The organism is Kitasatospora hibisci, from assembly GCF_043950205.1.
GTDB lineage: Bacteria > Actinomycetota > Actinomycetes > Streptomycetales > Streptomycetaceae > Kitasatospora > Kitasatospora hibisci.
Window position 1 is genome coordinate 1,150,407 of the sequence record NZ_CP171642.1, and the last position, 19,542, is coordinate 1,169,948.

At 75.1% G+C, this 19,542-nt stretch carries 4 protein-coding genes; all 4 read left to right on the plus strand.

Annotation, left to right across the window (positions count from 1 at the left end; genetic code table 11):
• Window positions 1-43 precede the first annotated feature (43 nt).
• Window positions 44-6,484 (plus strand): amino acid adenylation domain-containing protein, encoded by a 6,441-nt coding sequence (locus ACF9IK_RS05060; RefSeq protein ID WP_395293026.1) that lies wholly within the window; start codon window positions 44-46, stop codon window positions 6,482-6,484.
• Between the two features lie 114 nt (window positions 6,485-6,598).
• Window positions 6,599-7,705 carry a capreomycidine synthase gene (vioD, locus tag ACF9IK_RS05065; RefSeq protein WP_395293027.1) on the plus strand — a complete coding sequence of 369 codons (1,107 nt, stop codon included), beginning with the start codon at window positions 6,599-6,601 and terminating at the stop codon, window positions 7,703-7,705.
• A 95-nt stretch (window positions 7,706-7,800) separates the two neighbouring features.
• Window positions 7,801-8,832 (plus strand): guanitoxin biosynthesis L-enduracididine beta-hydroxylase GntD, encoded by a 1,032-nt coding sequence (gene gntD / locus ACF9IK_RS05070; RefSeq protein ID WP_395293028.1) that lies wholly within the window; start codon window positions 7,801-7,803, stop codon window positions 8,830-8,832.
• A 111-nt stretch (window positions 8,833-8,943) separates the two neighbouring features.
• A complete protein-coding gene (locus ACF9IK_RS05075) occupies window positions 8,944-19,503 on the plus strand; it encodes a non-ribosomal peptide synthetase (protein WP_395293029.1) in 10,560 nt (3,519 codons plus the stop codon).
• Window positions 19,504-19,542 lie beyond the last annotated feature (39 nt).

Here is a 19,542-nt window from a genome sequence, read left to right on the forward strand (position 1 = left end):
CGTCAGCCCGACCCCCGACCCCGCCCCCGTGAAGGAGCACCCCGTGGCCACCGCCCCCCGCACCGCCGAGGTGCTGCCGGCCTCCGCCGCCCAGCGCCGGTTCTGGCTGATCGACCGGCTGGAGGGCCCCAGCGGCGTCTACAACACCGCCGCCGCCCTGCGGCTGCGCGGACCACTGGCCACCGACCACCTCCGGCAGGCCTTCCAGCTGCTGGTCGACCGGCACGAGGCGCTGCGCACCGTCTTCCCGGCCCGGGACGGCGTCCCGGTCCAGCTGGTGCTGCCGCGCCGCGTCTTCGAGCTGGGCGTGACCGAGGTCGCCGGCGCCGGCGAGGCGGAGGTCCGGGAGCTGGCCGGCCGGCTCGCCGAGCAGCCCTTCGACCTGGCGAAGGGGCCGCTGCTGCGGGCCGAGCTGATCGCCCTCGGACCGCAGGAACACCTCCTGGTCGTGGTGCTGCACCACATCGTGGTGGACCGCTGGTCCTTCGGCCTGCTGATGTCCGAACTCTCCGAGTGCTACGCCGCCCTGGCCGAGCAGCGGCCGGCGCGACTGCCCGCCCTGCCGCTGCGCTACGCCGACCACGTGGCCGGCCGGCAGGCCCTGCTGGACGGCGGCCTCGGCGAGCGGCTGCTCGACCACTGGCGCGAGCGGCTGGCCGGCGCGCCGCAGGCGCTGGAGCTGCCCGGCGACCGCCCGCGCCCGGCGGTGCGCAGCTTCCGCGGCGCGACCGTGCCGGTGCGGCTGGACGCGGCCGCCTCGCAGGCGGTGCGCGACCTCGCCCGGGCTGCCGGGGCCACCCCCTACATCGTTCTGCTCGCCGCCTTCCAGGCGGTGCTGGCCCGGCACGCGGGCACCGAGGAGGTGGTGGTGGCGACCGGGCCCGCCACCCGCCCGCCGGGGACGGAACTGCTGGTCGGCGCGCTGGTCAACACGGTGCTGCTGCGCACCTCGCTGGCCGGCGACCCGAGCTTCGCCGAGCTGGTGGAGCGGGTGCGGGGCACCGCGCTGGACGCCTTCGAGCACCAGGAGCTTCCCTTCGACCGGCTGGTCGAGGAGCTGGCGCCCAGCCGCGACCTGTCGCGCAACCCGCTGGCCCAGATCGGCTTCGTGCTCCAGAACGCGCCGGCCGTCACGCCCGCGCTGGCCGGCCTCGACACCGAGCCGGTGGCGGTGGCGCGGGACAGCGCCCACTTGGACCTCGACCTCCAACTGTCCGAGGAGGAGGGCTGCTTCACCGGCTTCGCCGAGTTCGCCCGGGACCTCTTCGACGCGTCGACGGTGGCCCGGCTGATCGGCCACTGGACCACCCTGCTGACCGCCGGCGTCCGGGCGCCGGGCACCCGGCTGTCCGCTCTGCCGGTGCTCACCCCGGAGGAACTGGAACAGGAGCTGCACGGCTGGAACGACACCGACGGCGAGCTCCCGGCCGGCCTGCGGGTGGACCAGCTGTTCGCCCGCCGGGCGGACCTGACCCCGGGGGCGGTCGCGGTGGTCGACGCGGCCGGCTCCCTCGACTACCGGGCGCTGGACGCCTGGGCGGGCCGGATCGCCCACCGGCTGCGGGCCGGCGGCGTCGGACCGGACGTGCCGGTGGCCCTCTGCCTGGAACGCGGGGCGGGGCTCAGCGCCGCCATGCTCGGCACGCTGCGGGCCGGCGGTGCCTTCCTCGGGCTGGACCCGTCCTACCCGGCCGACCGGCTGGCGTTCATGCTCGCCGACGCCCGGCCGGCCGTGGTGCTCGCCGACCGGTCCACCGCGGACGCGCTGCCGGCCGGTACCGAGGTGCTGCTGCTGGAGGAGATCGCCGCCGACGGGCCGGAGTTCGGCCGTGGGGACGACGGCTCCGCCGACGGACCCGCCGACCGCACCACCGCCGGCGAGGCCAACCTGGCCTACCTGGTGTACACCTCGGGCTCCACCGGGCGCCCCAAGGGCGTCGCCGTCTCCCACCGTGCCATCGTCAACACCTTCGCCGGGCTGGCCCGTTCGCACGGCTTCGGCCCCGGCGACCGGATGGTGGCGCTGCACTCGCCGAGCTTCGACCCTGCCGTGCACGACTGCCTGGCACCGCTGCTGGTCGGCGCCGCCGCCGTCTTCCCCGCGCCGGAGGCGGCCCGCGACCCGCGGCACTGGGCCGAGCTGGTGGCCCGCCACCGGGCGACCGTCTGGTCGATGGGGCCGGCCGGCACCGAGGCGATGCTGGCCGCCGCCGAGGAGCACGGCCTGGCGCTGAACAGCCTGCGCGCCGCGCTGATCGGCGGGGACGTGCTGCCGCCCGCACTGCCGCCCCGGCTGCGGGCCGCCGCGCCGGGCTGCCGGGTGGTCAACTCGGCCGGGGTGGCCGAGGCCGCCTTCTGCAACAACGAGTACCCGGTGCCCGAGGACGCCGACCCGACCGCCCCGGTCCCGTACGGGCGCCCGCTGCCCAACCAGCGGCTGCTGGTGCTGGACGGGCTGCTGCGGGCGGTGCCGGCCGGCGTGCCCGGCGAGCTGTGCGTGGCGGGTGAGGGGCTGGCCCGCGGCTACCTGGGCCGCCCCGGCCTGACGGCCGAGCGCTTCGTGCCCAACCCCTACGGCCGGGTATCGGGCGAGCGCCTCTACCGCACCGGCGACCTCGCCCGCCGCCGGGCCGACGGCGAGCTGGAACTGCTCGGCCGGGCCGACCACCAGGTCAAGATCCGCGGCTTCCGGGTCGAGCCGGGCGAGGTGACCGGCGTGCTGCAGGGCCACCCGGCGGTGGCCGACGCGATCGTCGTGGCCCGCGAGGTGGCCCCGGGCGACCGGCGGCTCGCCGCGTACTGGGTGCCCTCCGCGACCGGCGCCCCGGCGTCCGGCGCCGAGCTGGCCGCCTGGCTGCGCGAGCGGCTGCCCGGCCACCTGGTGCCCGCGCTGTGGACGGAGCTGGCGGCCCTGCCGCTCTCCCCCAACGGCAAGGTGGACCGGGCCGCGCTGCCCGCGCCGGCTGCCGCGGCCGGCGCGGCCGACCGGCTCGCCCCGCGCACCGCCGCCGAGGCCACGATCGCCGCGATCTGGCAGCGGCTGCTGGAACTGCCCGAGGTCGGCGTGCTGGACGACTTCTTCGCCCTCGGTGGGCACTCGCTGCTGGCCAACCGGCTGGTCGGAGCGCTGCGCGCGGAGTTCGGCGTCGAGCTGCGGCTGCGCGAGGTGTTCGCCGCCGTCACGGTGGCCGCCCAGGCCGAGCTGGTCGAGCGGCTGCGCTCCGCGGCCGGCACCGACGGCGGCCCGGCGGAGGGAGACTCACCTGCGCTGCCGCCGGTCGTCCCGGCGGACCGCAGCCGTCCGCTGCCGCTCTCCTTCGCCCAGCAGCGGATGTGGCTCTTCGACCGCTTCGCTCCGGGCAACCCGGCCTACCACGTGCCCACCGCGGTGCGGATCGGCGGCGCGCTCGACCCGGTGGCGCTGGCCGCCGCCCTGCGCGCGCTGACGGCCCGGCACGAGGTGCTGCGCACCGTGCTGCCGGAGGTGGACGGCGTGCCGGCGCAGCGGGTGCTGCCGGTCGGCGAGGCGCCGCTGACCGTGCGCGATCTCGCCGGGGGCGAGCAGGCCCGGGAGGTGGTCGACGCCTTCGTCGCCCGTCCGTTCGACCTGGCGGCCGAGGTGCCGCTGCGCGCCCTGCTGCTGCGGCTGGCACCGGCCGAGCACGTGCTGGTGCTGGTGATCCACCACATCGCGCTGGACGGCTGGTCGATGGGCGTGCTGGTCGAGGACCTGGGCGCGCTCTACGACGGGCGCGAGCTGCCGCCGCTGCCGGTGCAGTACGCCGACTACGCCCGCTGGCAGGCCGACCGCGCCGCCGAGGGCCGCTGGACGGGGCAGCTGGCACACTGGCGCGAGCGGCTGGCCGCGCCGCTGCCGGTGCTGGAGCTGCCCACCGACCGGCCGCGCCCGGCCGTCCCGAGCCTGGCCGGGGCTGTGCACGACTTCGAGCTCTCCGCCGAGCTGACGGAGCGGCTGCGCGCGCTCGGCGCCCGGCACGGCGCCACCCTGTTCATGGTGCTGCTGGCCGGCTACCAGGCGCTGCTGGGCCGGCTCTCCGGCGCCGAGGACGTCCTGGTCGGCACCCCGGTCGCCGGCCGGGGGCAACAGGAACTGGACGGCCTGGTGGGCTGCTTCGTCAACAGCCTGGCGCTGCGCGGCGACCTCTCCGGCGACCCGGCGTTCGCCGAACTGCTGGAGCGCACCCGGGACCGGACGCTGGCCGACTTCGACTGCCAGGAGCTGCCGTTCGAGCAGGTGCTGGACGCCGTCGGCGCCGAGCGCGACCCCGCCCGGCACCCGGTGTTCCAGACCATGCTGACGCTGCAGAGCGCCCGCCCGCCCCGGGCCGGCTTCGCGGGGCTGCGCGTGGAACCGCTGGACGCACGGACCGGCTCCTGCCTGATGGACCTGATGTTCACCGCCGTCGAGCAGGACGGGCGGCTGGCCTTCACGGTGGAGTACGCGACGGACCTGTTCGACGCGGCGGGCATCGCCCGCCTGGCGCACCGCTTCGGCGTGCTGCTGTCGGCCGCCGCCGAGGAGCCGCGGACCGCGCTGTCCGCGCTGCCGCTGCTCGACGCCGAGGAACGCCGCACGGTGCTCACCCGGTGGAACGACACCGCCCGCCCCATCCCGGCCGGCGGCCTGCACGACCTGGTCGCGGCGGCCGCGGCCCGCACTCCCGACGCCCCGGCACTGGAGCACGAGGGCCGCACGACCCGCTACGCCGAGCTGGAGGCCGCCGCCGGGCGCTGCGCGGCGCGGCTGCGCAGTCTGGGGATCGGCGCGGGGAGCGTGGTCGCGGTGCACGCGTCGCCGACGCCGCAGCTGGTCATCGCCCTGCTCGGGGTGCTGAAGGCGGGCGCGGCGTTCACCACGCTGGACCCGGAACTGCCCGAGGCGCGACTGCGCCGGTTGCTGGAGCTCTCCGGCGCCGAGCTGGTGCTCACCGACGGGAGTCCGGCCGGACCGCTCTTCGGCGGGCTGCGGGTGGAGCCGGTCGAGGAGCCGGTCGAGGACCCGGACGGCACCGGACCGGCGGTCCCGGCCTGCCCCGCCGCGGCGACCGAACCGGACTCGCTGGCCTGCGTCTTCTTCACCTCCGGCACCACCGGGCTGCCCAAGGGATCGATGTTCACCCACCGGGGCCTGGTGAACTTCACCCTGGCGATGGCCGAGGAGTTCCGCCTCGCCCCCGGTGACCGCTTCCTCCAGCTGGCCTCCACCGGCTTCGACGTGCTGGTCGAGGAGCTGTTCCCGGCCCTGGCGTCCGGCGCCACCGTGGTGCTGCCCGGCACCCGGCTGTTGGCCCGCGGCGTCGACCTGACCCGTTACCTCGCGGAGCACCGGATCACCGGCCTGGAGCTGACCACCGCCTACTGGCACGACTGGACCGCCGACCTGGAGCGCACCGGTGCCGCGCTCCCGCCGGACCTGCGGTTCGTCGCGATGGGCGGCGAGCGGGTACGGCGGGACCGGCTGGCCGTCTGGCAGCGTCTCGGGGTGCCGCTGGTGCACGTGTACGGACTCACCGAGGTCACGTGCACCTCGGCCACCCGGCGGGTGACCGACGAGCCGGTGGGCGGCGACGGCCTGCCGATCGGCCGCCCGCTGCCCAACACCACCGTCTACCTGCTGGACGCGGCCGGGCAGCCGGTGCCGATCGGCTCCCCCGGCGAGCTGTTCCTCGGCGGCGCCGGCCTGGCCCGCGGCTACCTGGGCCGCCCCGGCCTGACCGCCGAGCGCTTCGTCCCGGACCCGTTCGGTCCGCCCGGCGCCCGGCTCTACCGCACCGGCGACCTGGCACGCCACCGGGCCGACGGCGAGGTGGAGTTCATCGGCCGGGCGGACCAGCAGGTGAAGATCCGCGGCCACCGGATCGAGCCCGCCGAGGTGGAGGCCCAGCTCGCCGAGCTGCCCGGGGTCGGTGCCGCGGCGGTGGTGGTCCGCGAGGACGAGCCGGGCGAGAAGCGCCTGGTCGGCTACGCGGTCGCCGCCCCCGGTACCGCGCCGGACGGCTTCGAGCTGCGCGCCGCGCTGCGCGAGCGGCTGCCCGAGTACCTGGTGCCGTCGGCGATCGTGCTGCTGCCCGCGCTGCCGCTGAACGGCAACGGCAAGCTCGACCGCGGCGCGCTGCCCCGGCCCGGCCGGGCCGAACTGGCCGGTGGCGCGGCGGTCGCCCCGCGCACCCCGGCCGAGCGCGAGATCGCGGAGCTGGCGGGCGAGTTGCTCGCACTGCCGGCGGTCGGCGTCCACGACGACCTGTTCGATCTGGGCCTGCACTCGCTGCTGGCCGCCCGGTTCGCCGCCCGGGTGCGCGAGGTCTGTCAGGTCGACGTGCCCCTGCGGGTCTTCTACGAGGCTCCCACCGTCGCCGAGTTGGCCCTGCGGGTGGTGCAGCTCCAGGCCGAGGGGACCGACCCGGACGACCTGGCGCAGCTGCTCGCCGAACTGGAGGCCGAGGACGGCCTCGCCTCCGCCTGAACCCGGCCCGACCGCCCCGCACCGGCGACCGCCCACCCGCCCCGGCACGACCTGCCCGGCGGCCACCCACCCGACCCGCCGGGCCGCATCCGGCCCGGCACCTGGAGGAACCCCGTGACCATCGCCCCCGCCCTGCTCGAGGACTGGCTCCGCGAGCGCTACTTCACCACCACCTACGACATCAGCAGCAGCGGTGTCGAGAATTACACCGTCGACCAGGTCCTCGCCCTGGCCGGCACCGACGCCGCCTCGCTCGGCGGCATCGTGTTCCGCGACAGCCACTCGCTGGGCGGCGAGCCGCTGCGCGCCGCCCTCGCCGAGCGGCACGGCACCGACCCCGGCGCGGTCATCGCCACCCAGGGGTCCAGCGAGGCCGTCTACCTGGTCATGCAGGCCCTGCTGAAGCCCGGCGACGAGGTGGTGGTGCAGGCTCCCGCCTACCACGCGCTGGTCGAGGTGGCCGCCTCGCTGGGCTGCCGGATCGTCCCCTGGGCGATGCGCACCGCGCAGGGCGTGGTCACCAACGAGGACGAGCTGCTGGCGCTGATCGGCCCGGCCACCGCCATGGTGGTGCTCAACTTCCCGCACAACCCGACCGGCGCCACGGTCACCGCGGACCAGCAGGCCGCCGTCGTCGACGCCTGTGCCCGGTACGGCACCTGGCTCGCCTGGGACAACGCCTTCCAGCGCCTGGTCTACGACCGCGAGCCGCTGCCCGACCCGGCCCCCGGCTACCCCCGGGCGATCTCCTTCGGCACCCTCTCCAAGGCGTACGGCCTGCCGGGCCTGCGGGTCGGCTGGGCACTGGCCGCGCCCGAGGTGCTGGCCGGCTGCGTGCGCCGTCGCGACTACACCAGCCTGGCGCTCTCCCCGCTGGTCGAGGCGGTGGCCACGCACGCCGTCCGGCACGCCGACGAGCTGCTCCGTCCCCGGCTGGCCCAGGCCACGGCCAACCGCGCGGTGCTGGCCGACTGGCTGGCGGAGCACCGCGACCGGGTGCGCGCCGACCTGCCGGCCGGCGGGGTCACCGCCTTCCCCGAGCTGACCACGGTGGCCGACGTGACCGCGTTCGCCGACCGGCTCGACCGCGAGCACGGCGTCCTGGTCGTGCCCGGCGTCTGCTTCGGCGCCCCGCGGCACATCCGGCTCGGCTTCGGCGGTTCCTCCACGGAGCTGGCCGCCGGCCTCGACCGACTCTCCACGCTGCTGCCCGCGGCCTGAGGCCCGCCACGGGCCCGTCCGCCGGCCTTCCCCGCCGCCCTTCCGTCCGGGCTCCGCCGAGCCCTCCCGCACCACCGACCACCGAGGTGACACCCATGCACACCCTCGCTCTCGACCCCGCCGACGCCGACGCGGTCGCCGCACTGCTCGACGAACTGGCCGACCGGCACGGCAGCGTCGAGGACCAGGCCCTCCAGGACGAACTGACCGTCCAGTCCCACCGGTTGCCGCTCGCCCTGCGTCGCTTCCTGACCGACTTCCGGCTGCACGAGCCGGCCGGCGCCTGCGTGGTCTCCGGCTACCGGGTCGACCAGGACCGGATCGGCGCCACCCCCGCGCACTGGCAGCACCGCACCGGGGTCTCCCCGGCGCTGCGCGAGGAGATCTTCCTGCTGCTCTGCGGGGCCCTGCTCGGCGAGCCGGTCGCCTGGGCCACCCAGCAGGACGGCTACCTGGTGCACGACGTCCTGCCGGTGAAGGGCCACGAGGACGAGCAGATCGGGACCGGCAGCAACCAGACCATCTTCTGGCACGTCGAGGACGCCTTCCACCCCTACCGGGGCGACTACGTGGGCCTGCTCTGCCTGCGCAACCCGGACCGGGTGCCGACCACCTTCGTCGGCGTGCAGGACCTGGAGATCTCCGCCGAGGACCGGCGGGTGCTCGCAGAGCCGCGGTTCTACATGCTGCCGGACAACTCGCACCTCCAGATGCTCGACAGCGGGCCGGGGCGGGCGCTCGCGGGCGGTGCGGAACTGCTCGACCAGGCGTACGACCGGCTGAAGCGGATGCGCGACGACGCCGCACCCGTGCCGGTGCTGTTCGGCTCGCCCGCCGACCCGTACCTCTGCCTGGACCCGTACTTCATGGACCTGGACCGGCTGGACGACGAGGCCCGGGGCGCGCTCCAGCGGCTGTCGGCGGAGATCGACCGCCGGCTCGGCGGCGCCGCGCTGGCCCCCGGAGAGATCGTCTTCGTCGACAACTACCGTGCGGTGCACGGCCGCAGCTCCTTCTCCGCGCGCTTCGACGGCACCGACCGCTGGCTCAAGCGGGTCAGCGTGGCCCGCGACCTGCGCAAGTCCCGCGACACCCGGGCCGCCGCCGGCTCCCGCGTCCTGTTCTGACCGCTCCGAGCGCGCTCCGCCGGCCCCGCCCGCCACCGCGCGCCTACTGCCCCAACTCAGCCTTCCGCCAAGCGCCTTCGGGCCAGCACGACCTTCTCCGGGGAGAGCACCGTGAGCACCACCCAGTCCGCCACCACCGCGTCGTCGACCGGCCGGGCCGCCGAGGCCGGCGCCACCGTCGCCGGGGCCGCCGACACCGCCCGCCGGATCGCCGAGCTGTCGCCCGACCAGCGGGCCCGGCTGGAGGCGCGGCTGCGCGAGCGGCTGGCCCGGCGCCCGGCCGCCGCGGCCGGCGTTCCGCGCCGCACCCCGGGGGCACCGGTGCCGCTCTCCTTCGCCCAGGAGCAGATCTGGCTGGCCCAGCAGCTCGCCCCGGAGTCGGCGGCGTACAACGTGCCGATGGCGCTCACCTGCAGCGGACCGCTGGACGCCGAGCGGCTGGCCCGGGCGTTCCGCACGGTGATCTCCCGGCACGAGGTGCTGCGCACCACCTTCGCCGCCGGACCGGACGGTTCGCCGGTCCAACTGGTGCACGAGCAGGCCGGGTTCGAGCTGCCGGTGACCGACCTCCGGTCGACGGCGGACGCCTCGGCGTACGTGCACGAGCGGCTGGCCGCCGAGGCGCACACCCCCTTCGACCTGGCCTCCGGACCGCTGCTGCGGGCCGCGCTGCTGCGCACCGGCGAACAGGAGCACGTACTCGCACTGACCGTTCATCACATCGCCGTCGACGCATGGTCGGTGAACGTGCTGCTCGGCGAGGTCGCGGCCGCCTACCGGTCGGCGGACGGGCCGACCGCCGGCGCGGAGCTGCCCCCGCTGCCGGTGCAGTACGGCGACTTCGCCGCCTGGCAGCGCGGCCGCCTCGACGGCGCCGCGTACCAGGAGAGCCTGGACTACTGGCAGCAGCGGCTGTCCGGCCTGACCGACACCCCGCCGCCGGCCACCGCGACCGGCCGCCCCGCGGACGGCCCGGGCGCCGGCTCGCACAGCCTGGAGCTGCCCGCCGACGTGACCGCGGGTCTGCGGGCCCTGGCCGCGCGGCACCGGACCACGCTCTTCACGGTGGCGCTGGCCGCCCTCCAGACGCTGCTGCACCGCTACGGCTGCGGGGAGGACCCGGTGGTCGCCACCCCGGTCGGCGGCCGCGACCGCACCGAACTCGAAGGCCTGGTCGGCTGCTTCGTCAACACCCTGCTGCTGCGCGGCGACCTTTCCGGCGAGCCGACCTTCGCCGAGCTGCTGGACCGGGCCGGTGAGGCGACCCGGCGCGACCTCCGGCACCAGGAGGTGCCCTTCGAACAGCTCGCCGCGCGGCTGCGGGCCGGCTCCCCGGACGGGCTGGCGCGCACCATGCTGGTGCTCGACCAGGCCTCCCCGGGCGGCGCTCCCGCCGCCGGGTCCGCCGCCGCGCCCGGCGAGCTGGTGCTGCGCCCACTGGACGGCACCGGCCCGGCCGACGCGAAGCGGGACCTGACCTTCACCGTCTCGGAGACCGGCGACACCCTGGTACTGACCCTGGTGCACCGCACCGACCGCTACGAGGAGCGGTCCGCCGAGCGTCTGCTCGCCCACTACGCCACCCTGCTGCGCGAGGCCGGCGCCGACCCGCACCGCCCCGTCGGCCGCCTGCCGCTGCTCACCGTCGCCGAGCGCGCGCTGGTGCTCGACAGCTGGAACGCCACCGCTCTGGAGGTGCCGGCCGGCACCTTCCACGGCCGGTTCGCCGAGCAGGCGGCGCGGACTCCGCAGGCCGTCGCGGTGGTCGGCGCCGACGGCGCCCACCGCTACGCGGAACTGGACCGGCTGGCCAACCGGCTGGCCCACCACCTGCGCGGGCTCGGCGTCGGCGCCGAGACCCCGGTCGGCATCTGCCTGGAGCGCGGCACCTGGACCGTGGTGGCGCTGCTGGCCGTGCTCAAGGCCGGCGGCTGCTACGTGCCGATCGACCCGGCCCAGCCGCAGGAGCGGATGGCGATGATGCTCGCCGACACCGCCGCGCCCGTGGTGATCACCCGCGCCGACTCGGCCGACCGGCTGCCGGCCGCCGTGCAGGCGGTCGTGGTGGAGGAGCTGGCCCTGGACGCGCTGCCCGGCACCGCCCCCGAGGTTGCGGTCGACCCGGGCCAGGCCGCCTACGTCCTGTTCACCTCCGGCTCCACCGGACGGCCCAAGGGCGTGGTGGTCGAGCACCGCCAGGTGCTCAACTACCGGACCGCCGTGGTGTCGGCGCTGGCCCTGGCGCCGGAGGCCGGGTACGCGATGGTCCAGCCGTTCACCTTCGACTCCTGCGTCACGGTGCTGTCGGCCGCACTGCTCGGCGGCGGCACGCTGCACATGGTGGACGCCGACACCGCTTCGGACGGGCGACGGCTGGCGGCCTACTTCGCCGAGCACACGATCGACTACCTGAAGATCAGCCCCTCGCACCTGGCCGCGCTGGAGGGCCCGGGCGGCGAGCACCGGGTGCTCCCCCGCCGCGGTCTGATCCTCGGCGGCGAGGGCTCCACCAGCACCTTCGTCCGCGAGGTGCTGGGCCGGGCCGGGTGCGAGGTCTTCAATCACTACGGCCCCACCGAGACCACGGTCGGGGTGACCACCCACCACCCGCGGGCCGGAGAGCTCGCCGCCACCCCGACCGTGCCGATCGGCCGACCGCTCGGCAACGTCCGGGCGTACGTGCTGGACGGCCGGGGCGAGCCGGTGCCGGTCGGGGTGCCGGGCGAGCTGTTCATCGGCGGTGCCCAGGTGACCCGCGGCTACCTGGGTCGTCCGGGGCTCACCGCCGAGCGCTTCGTCCCGGACCCGTTCGGAGCGCCCGGCTCCCGGCTCTACCGCACCGGCGACCTGACCCGCCGGCTGGCGGACGGCGCGATCGAGTTCCTCGGACGGCTGGACGACCAGGTGAAGATCCGCGGCTTCCGGATCGAACTGGGCGAGGTGGAGGCCGCGTTGGCCGCACTGGAACCGGTGGCGGCGGCAGCGGCGGTGGTCCGCGAGGACCGGCCGGGTGACCGGCAGCTGGTCGGCTACCTGGTCCCGGCACCCGGCGCCGAGGTGGAACCGGCAGCCCTGCGCTCCGAGTTGGCGAAGACGCTGCCCGGCTACATGGTCCCGTCCGCGCTGGTGGTGCTCGACGCGCTGCCGCTGACCGCGCACAACAAGCTGGACCGGCGGGCGTTGCCGGCTCCGCCCCGCCAGGAGGCCGCCCCCGGCCGGGCCGCGCGCGACGAGCGGGAGGCCGCGCTGTGCCGGATCTTCGCCGAGGTGCTGGGCACAGCGCGCGAGCCGGGCATCGACGAGGACTTCTTCGACCTCGGCGGCCACTCCCTGCTGGCGATGCGCCTGGTCGCGGCCGTCCGCACCGAACTCGACGCCGAGCTGGGCATCCGTGACCTCTTCGAGGCGCCGACCGTAGCGGAGCTGGCCGCACGCGTGGCGGGGGCCGCGCCCGCCGCCGTGCTACCGCCGCTGGTCAGGGCCGAGCGCCCCGACGTCCTGCCGCTCTCCTTCGCCCAGCGGCGGCTCTGGTTCCTCAACCGGATGGAGCGCGGGACCAGCGCCTACGCGATGCCGGTGGTGCTGCGGTTGACGGAGGCCGTCGACACCACCGCCCTGCAGGCCGCCCTGGACGACGTCGTCGAACGCCACGAGACCCTGCGCACCCTCTTCCCCGAGACCCACGGCGAACCCCACCAGCACATCCGCCCCGCCACCCCCCACCTCATCCCCCTCCACACCCGGACCGTCGACACCGAAACCGACGCCCACACCCACATCACCGCACTCGCCACAACCCCCTTCGACCTCACCACCCAACTCCCCCTCCGCGCCACCCTCCTCACCCTCGCCCCCGACCACCACCTCCTCACCCTCGTCCTCCACCACATCGCCGGCGACGGCTGGTCCATGCAACCCCTCACCCACGACCTCACCACCGCCTACCACGCCCACACCACCGGCCACACCCCCAACTGGCCCGAACTCCCCGTCCAGTACGCCGACTACACCCTCTGGCAACACCACCACCTCGGAAACCCCGACACCCCCGACACCCCCCTCCACACCCAACTCACCCACTGGACCAACCACCTCACCAACCTCCCCGACACCATCCCCCTCCCCACCGACCACCCCCGACCCACCAACCCCACCCACCAAGCCCGCACCCACACCACCCACACCCACCCCACCACCCACCACCGACTCACCACCCACGCCCACACCCACCACGCCACCCTCTTCCACACCCTCCACGCCGCCCTCGCCACCCTCCTCACCCGCAACGGCGCCGGCACCGACCTCCCCATCGGCACCCCCACCGCCGGCCGCACCCACCCCCACCTCGACCACCTCATCGGCTTCTTCGTCAACACCCTCGTCCTCCGCACCGACACCACCGGCAACCCCACCCACACCCAACTCCTCCACCACACCCGCGACCTCAACCTCACCGCCCTCACCCACCAGGACCTCCCCTTCGACCGCCTCGTCGAAGCCCTCAACCCCAACCGCACCCCCCACCACCACCCCCTCTTCCAAACCATCCTCACCCTCAACAACACCACCACGGCCAGCAGCGAATTCGACTCCCAGGAAGTCGAGTTCGAGAGCGCAGCCAAGTTCGACCTGTCGTTCTCGGTCACCGAGCAGCACACCGCCGACGGCACCCCCGACGGCCTCACCGTCACCATCGAGTACGCCGCCGACCTCTTCGAACCCGCCACCGTCGAACGCCTCGCCGACCAGTTCCAGCGCATCCTGCGCAGCGCCGCCGAACACCCCGACACCCCCATCCACGACATCGACCTGCTGGGCGACGCCGGACGGACCGAACTCACCGCGCTGGCCACCGGCGACGTCCACCCGCTGCCCGCCGCCGCCCTGCCCGAGCTGTTCACCGCCCAGGTCGCCCGCACCCCCGACGCCACCGCCGTCACCTGCGGCACCGACACCCTCAGCTACACCGAACTCGACACCGCCACCGACCGCCTCGCCCGTCACCTCACCGTGCTGGGCGCGGGTGCGGAGAGCCGGGTCGCGGTGCTCCAGCAGCGCTCGACGGCGCTGGTGGTCAGCACGCTGGCCGTGGCGCGGGCGGGCAGCGCGTACGTGCCGCTGTCCGAGAGCTGGCCGGCCGAGCGGATGGAGCTGGTGCTCGCCGACACCGGTGCCGAGCTGCTGCTGGTCGACGCGGCCACCCGCGACCTGCCGTTCGTCCGGGCCCGGGCGGCGGCCGGCGTCCGGGTGGTGGACGTCTCGGCCCCGCTGCCGGACGCCCCCGCCCGCACCGGGACGGCGCGCCCCTTCCCGCCCGTCCAGCCGGAGCGGCTCGCCTACGTGATGTACACCTCCGGCTCCACCGGCACTCCCAAGGGCGTCGCCGTCACCCACGCGGACGTGGCCGCGCTGGCCGCCGACCACTGGTGGCAGCAGGACGGCCACCACTCGCGGGTGCTGTTCCACTCCCCGCACGCCTTCGACGCGGCCACCTACGAGCTGTGGGTACCGCTGCTGAGCGGCGGCCAGGTGGTGGTGGCTCCGGCCGGCGACCTGGACGCCGGGCGGATCGGGCGGCTGGTCGCCGAACACCGGATCACTGCGCTCTGGCTGACCGCCGGCCTGTTCCGGCTGCTCGCCGAAGAGGCGCCGGAGAGCCTGGCCGGGGTGCGCGAGGTGCTCACCGGCGGCGACGTCGTCCCGGCGTCCGCGGTGCGCCGGGTGCTCGACGTCCACCCCGAGCTACGGGTGGTCGACGGCTACGGCCCGACCGAGACCACCGTCTTCGCCACCCGGCACCCGATGGCCGCCGGGGACGAGCTCGGCAGCACCGTGCCGATCGGCCGTCCCCTGGACAACATGCGGGTCCGGTTGCTGGATGCCGGGCTGCGGCAGGTGCCGGTCGGGGTGCCGGGCGAGCTGTTCATCGCCGGCGCCGGCCTGGCCCGCGGCTACCTGGGCCGTCCGGGAGCGACGGCCGAGCGCTTCCTGCCCGACCCGTTCGGCGAGCCCGGCGCGCGGATGTACCGCACCGGCGACCTCGGCCGCTGGAACCCTCGCGGCACCCTCGACTTCCTGGGCCGCACCGACGACCAGATCAAGCTCCGCGGCTTCCGCATCGAACCCGCCGAGATCGAGGCCCACTTCACCGGCCGACCCGACATCGCCCAGGCCGCCGTCCTGCTCCGCGAGGACAACCCGGGGGATCAGCGACTGGTGGCCTACCTGGTGCGGGCCGGCGGCGCCCTCCCGGACCCGGCCGAACTCCGCGCCACCGCCGCGGCCCGGCTGCCGGCCTACCTGGTGCCCTCCGCCGTCGTCCTGCTCGACACCCTCCCGCTCACCCCCAACGGCAAGCTCGACCGCCGCGCCCTCCCCGCACCCGCCACCACGACCGGCCGGACCGGCCGCGCACCCCGCTCCCCCCGCGAGGAAGTCCTCTGCGGCCTCTTCGCCACCACCCTCAACACCGAAACCGTCGGCATCGACGACAACTTCTTCGACCTCGGCGGCCACTCCCTGCTGGCGATGCGCCTGGTCGCGGCCGTCCGCACCGAACTCGACGCCGAGCTGGGGGTGCGCGACCTCTTCGAGGCACCGACCGTCGCCGCCCTCGCCGAGCGCCTGGAGCAGGCCCGGCCCGCGACCGCGCTGCCGCCGCTGGTGCGGGCGGAGCGACCTGAGCGCATCCCGCTCTCGTCGGCGCAGTCCCGGCTCTGGTTCCTCAACCGGATGGAGGAGACCGAGCGCGCCTCCTACAACATCCCGGTGGTGCTGCGGTTGACGGAGGCCGTCGACACCACCGCCCTGCAGGCCGCCCTGGACGACGTCGTCGAACGCCACGAGACCCTGCGCACCCTCTTCCCCGAGACCCACGGCGAACCCCACCAGCACATCCGCCCCGCCACCCCCCACCTCATCCCCCTCCACACCCGGACCGTCGACACCGAAACCGACGCCCACACCCACATCACCGCACTCGCCACAACCCCCTTCGACCTCACCACCCAACTCCCCCTCCGCGCCACCCTCCTCACCCTCGCCCCCGACCACCACCTCCTCACCCTCGTCCTCCACCACATCGCCGGCGACGGCTGGTCCATGCAACCCCTCACCCACGACCTCACCACCGCCTACCACGCCCACACCACCGGCCACACCCCCAACTGGCCCGAACTCCCCGTCCAGTACGCCGACTACACCCTCTGGCAACACCACCACCTCGGAAACCCCGACACCCCCGACACCCCCCTCCACACCCAACTCACCCACTGGACCAACCACCTCACCAACCTCCCCGACACCATCCCCCTCCCCACCGACCACCCCCGACCCACCAACCCCACCCACCAAGCCCGCACCCACACCACCCACACCCACCCCACCACCCACCACCGACTCACCACCCACGCCCACACCCACCACGCCACCCTCTTCCACACCCTCCACGCCGCCCTCGCCACCCTCCTCACCCGCAACGGCGCCGGCACCGACCTCCCCATCGGCACCCCCACCGCCGGCCGCACCCACCCCCACCTCGACCACCTCATCGGCTTCTTCGTCAACACCCTCGTCCTCCGCACCGACACCACCGGCAACCCCACCCACACCCAACTCCTCCACCACACCCGCGACCTCAACCTCACCGCCCTCACCCACCAGGACCTCCCCTTCGACCGCCTCGTCGAAGCCCTCAACCCCAACCGCACCCCCCACCACCACCCCCTCTTCCAAACCATCCTCACCCTCAACAACACCACCACGGCCAGCAGCGAATTCGACTCCCAGGAAGTCGAGTTCGAGAGCGCAGCCAAGTTCGACCTCTCCTTCACCGTCACGGAGCAGCACACCGCCGACGGCACCCCCGACGGCCTCACCGTCACCATCGAGTACGCCGCCGACCTCTTCGAACCCGCCACCGTCGAACGCCTCGCCGACCAGTTCCAGCGCATCCTGCGCAGCGCCGCCGAACACCCCGACACCCCCATCCACGACATCGACCTGTTCACCGAGCACGAGCGCCGGGCCCTGTTCACCGACTGGAACGGCCCGACCCGCGAGCTCCCCGGCCGGACGCTGCCGGAGCTGTTCGCCGCCCAGGTCGCCCGCACCCCCGACGCCACCGCCGTCACCTGCGGCACCGACACCCTCAGCTACACCGAACTCGACACCGCCGCCAACCGCCTCGCCCGTCACCTGGTGGCCTGCGGCGCCGGTCCCGAGCGGCTTGTCGCACTGGCCGTACCGCGCTCGGTGGAGACCCTGGTGGCCGTGCTCGCGGTGCTCAAGTCCGGTGCGGCGTACCTGCCGATCGACCTCACCCACCCGGCCGAACGGATCGCCTACACCCTCGCCGACGCCGGACCGCTCTGTGTGCTCACCACCACCGAGGCTGCGGCCCAGCTGCCCACCACCGGGCACCCGCACCTGCTGCTCGACGGCCCGGACACGGTGGCCGAACTGGCCGCCCTGCCCGCGCACGACCTCACCGACGCCGACCGTTCGGCGCCGCTGGCGCTGCGCAACCCGGCCTACGTGATCTACACCTCCGGCTCCACCGGGCGCCCCAAGGGCGTGGTGGTCGAGCACCACTCGCTGGACGCCTACCTGGCCTGGGCCCGCGAGGCCTACGGCGGTGTGGCCGGCCGGGCCCTGGTCCACTCGCCGGTCTCCTTCGACCTCACCGTCACCGGCCTGTTCGCCCCGCTCACCAGCGGCGGCGCCGTCCAACTGATCGAACTGGACGACCGGGCGCCCACAGCAGGGGAGTTCGAGCGCCCGACCTTCGTCAAGGCCACCCCGAGCCACCTGGCGCTGCTGACCGCGCTGCCCGAGCGCTTCTCACCCGCCGAACAGCTGGTGCTCGGAGGCGAGTCGCTGATGGGCGAGGTGCTGGACGAATGGCGCCGCCGGCACCCGGGCACGACGGTGATCAACGAGTACGGCCCGACCGAGACCACCGTCGGCTGCACCGAGTTCCGGATCGAGCCCGGCGACACCGCGCCCTCCGGCGTGATCACCATCGGACGGCCGATCTGGAACACCCGGATGTACGTGCTGGACCAGGCACTGCGGGCGCTGCCGATCGGCGTCGGCGGCGAACTGTACATCGCCGGCGACCTGGTGACCCGCGGCTACCTCGGCCGCCCGGCCCTGACCGCCGAGCGCTTCCTGCCCGACCCGTTCGGCGAGCCCGGATCCCGGATGTACCGCACCGGCGACCTCGGCCGCTGGCACCACGAAGGCCGGCTGGAGTTCCTCGGCCGCACCGACGACCAGGTCAAGCTCCGCGGCTTCCGCATCGAACCCGCCGAGATCGAGGCCCACTTCACCGGCCGACCCGACATCGCCCAGGCCGCCGTCCTGCTCCGCGAGGACAACCCGGGGGACCCGAGGCTCGTCGCCTACCTCGTCCCCACCGGCGACGCCCTCCCGGACCCGGCCGAACTCCGCGCCACCGCCGCGGCCCGACTCCCCGCGCACCTCGTCCCGTCCGCCGTCGTCCTGCTCGACGCCCTCCCGCTCACCCCCAACGGCAAGCTCGACCGCCGCGCCCTCCCCGCACCCGCCACCACGACCGGCCGGACCGGCCGCGCACCCCGCTCCCCCCGCGAGGAAGTCCTCTGCGGCCTCTTCGCCACCACCCTCAACACCGAAACCGTCGGCATCGACGACAACTTCTTCGACCTCGGCGGCCACTCCCTGCTGGCCGCCCGGCTGACTGCCCGGATCCGCGACGAGCTGGGTGTCCGGATCGGTCTGCGGGCCTTGTTCGAAACCCCGACCGTGGCCCTGCTGGCCGAACGGATCGGCGGTGAGGGCGACACCGGATCCTCCGACGGGCTGGGGCGGTTGCTGCCGCTGCGGACCGGCGGAACCCGTCCGCCGCTGTTCGCCGTGCACCCCGGCGGGGGCCTCGGCTGGTGCTACTCCGGCCTGGTCCGCCATCTCGACCGCGACCGACCGCTGTTCGCGCTGCAGGCCCGCGGGCTGGACGGGGACGGCGAACTGCCGGGCAGCGTGGCCGAGATGGCGGCCGACTACCTGCTCCTGATCCGTACGGTGCAGCCGAGCGGCCCGTACCACCTGCTCGGCTGGTCGTTCGGCGGCACGGTGGCCCACGAGATGGCCCGCCAACTGCAGGCCGCGGGCGAGGAGGTGGCGCTGCTGGCGATGCTCGACTCGCACCCCACCGGCCGGTTCCGGCACGCCGGCCGGCCCAGCGACGCGGAGATCCTCTCGCTGGCGCTGGACGGCCTCGACCTCGACGAGCTGGACGCAGAAGCCACGGAGGCCGCGGCTGCCAGGGCCGGCGGCAGCGACGCCCTGGGTGAGGGACTCCCCACCGCCGAGGCCGTGTCGGAGCTGCTGCGGGTGCGCGGCAGCGTGCTGGCCGGGCTGGACCCGGCGGCGCTGCACCGACTGGTGAAGGTGACCGCCAACAACATCACGCTGGCCCGGGGCGAACAGCCCGGGCGCTACCGGGGCCGGGTGCTCTTCTTCGAGGCCCTGCCCGGCCGGGGCTCCGAGGGCACCCCGCTGACCGAGCTGTGGACGCAGCACGTGGACGGCCCCATCGAGAACCACCCGCTGGACATCCCGCACAGCCGCTTCACCACGCCGGAGGCACTGGACGTGATCGGCCCGGTCCTGGCCGCCCACCTGCGCTGACCCGGCCGGACCGGGGGTGGTGCGACCGACCTCGGCCGC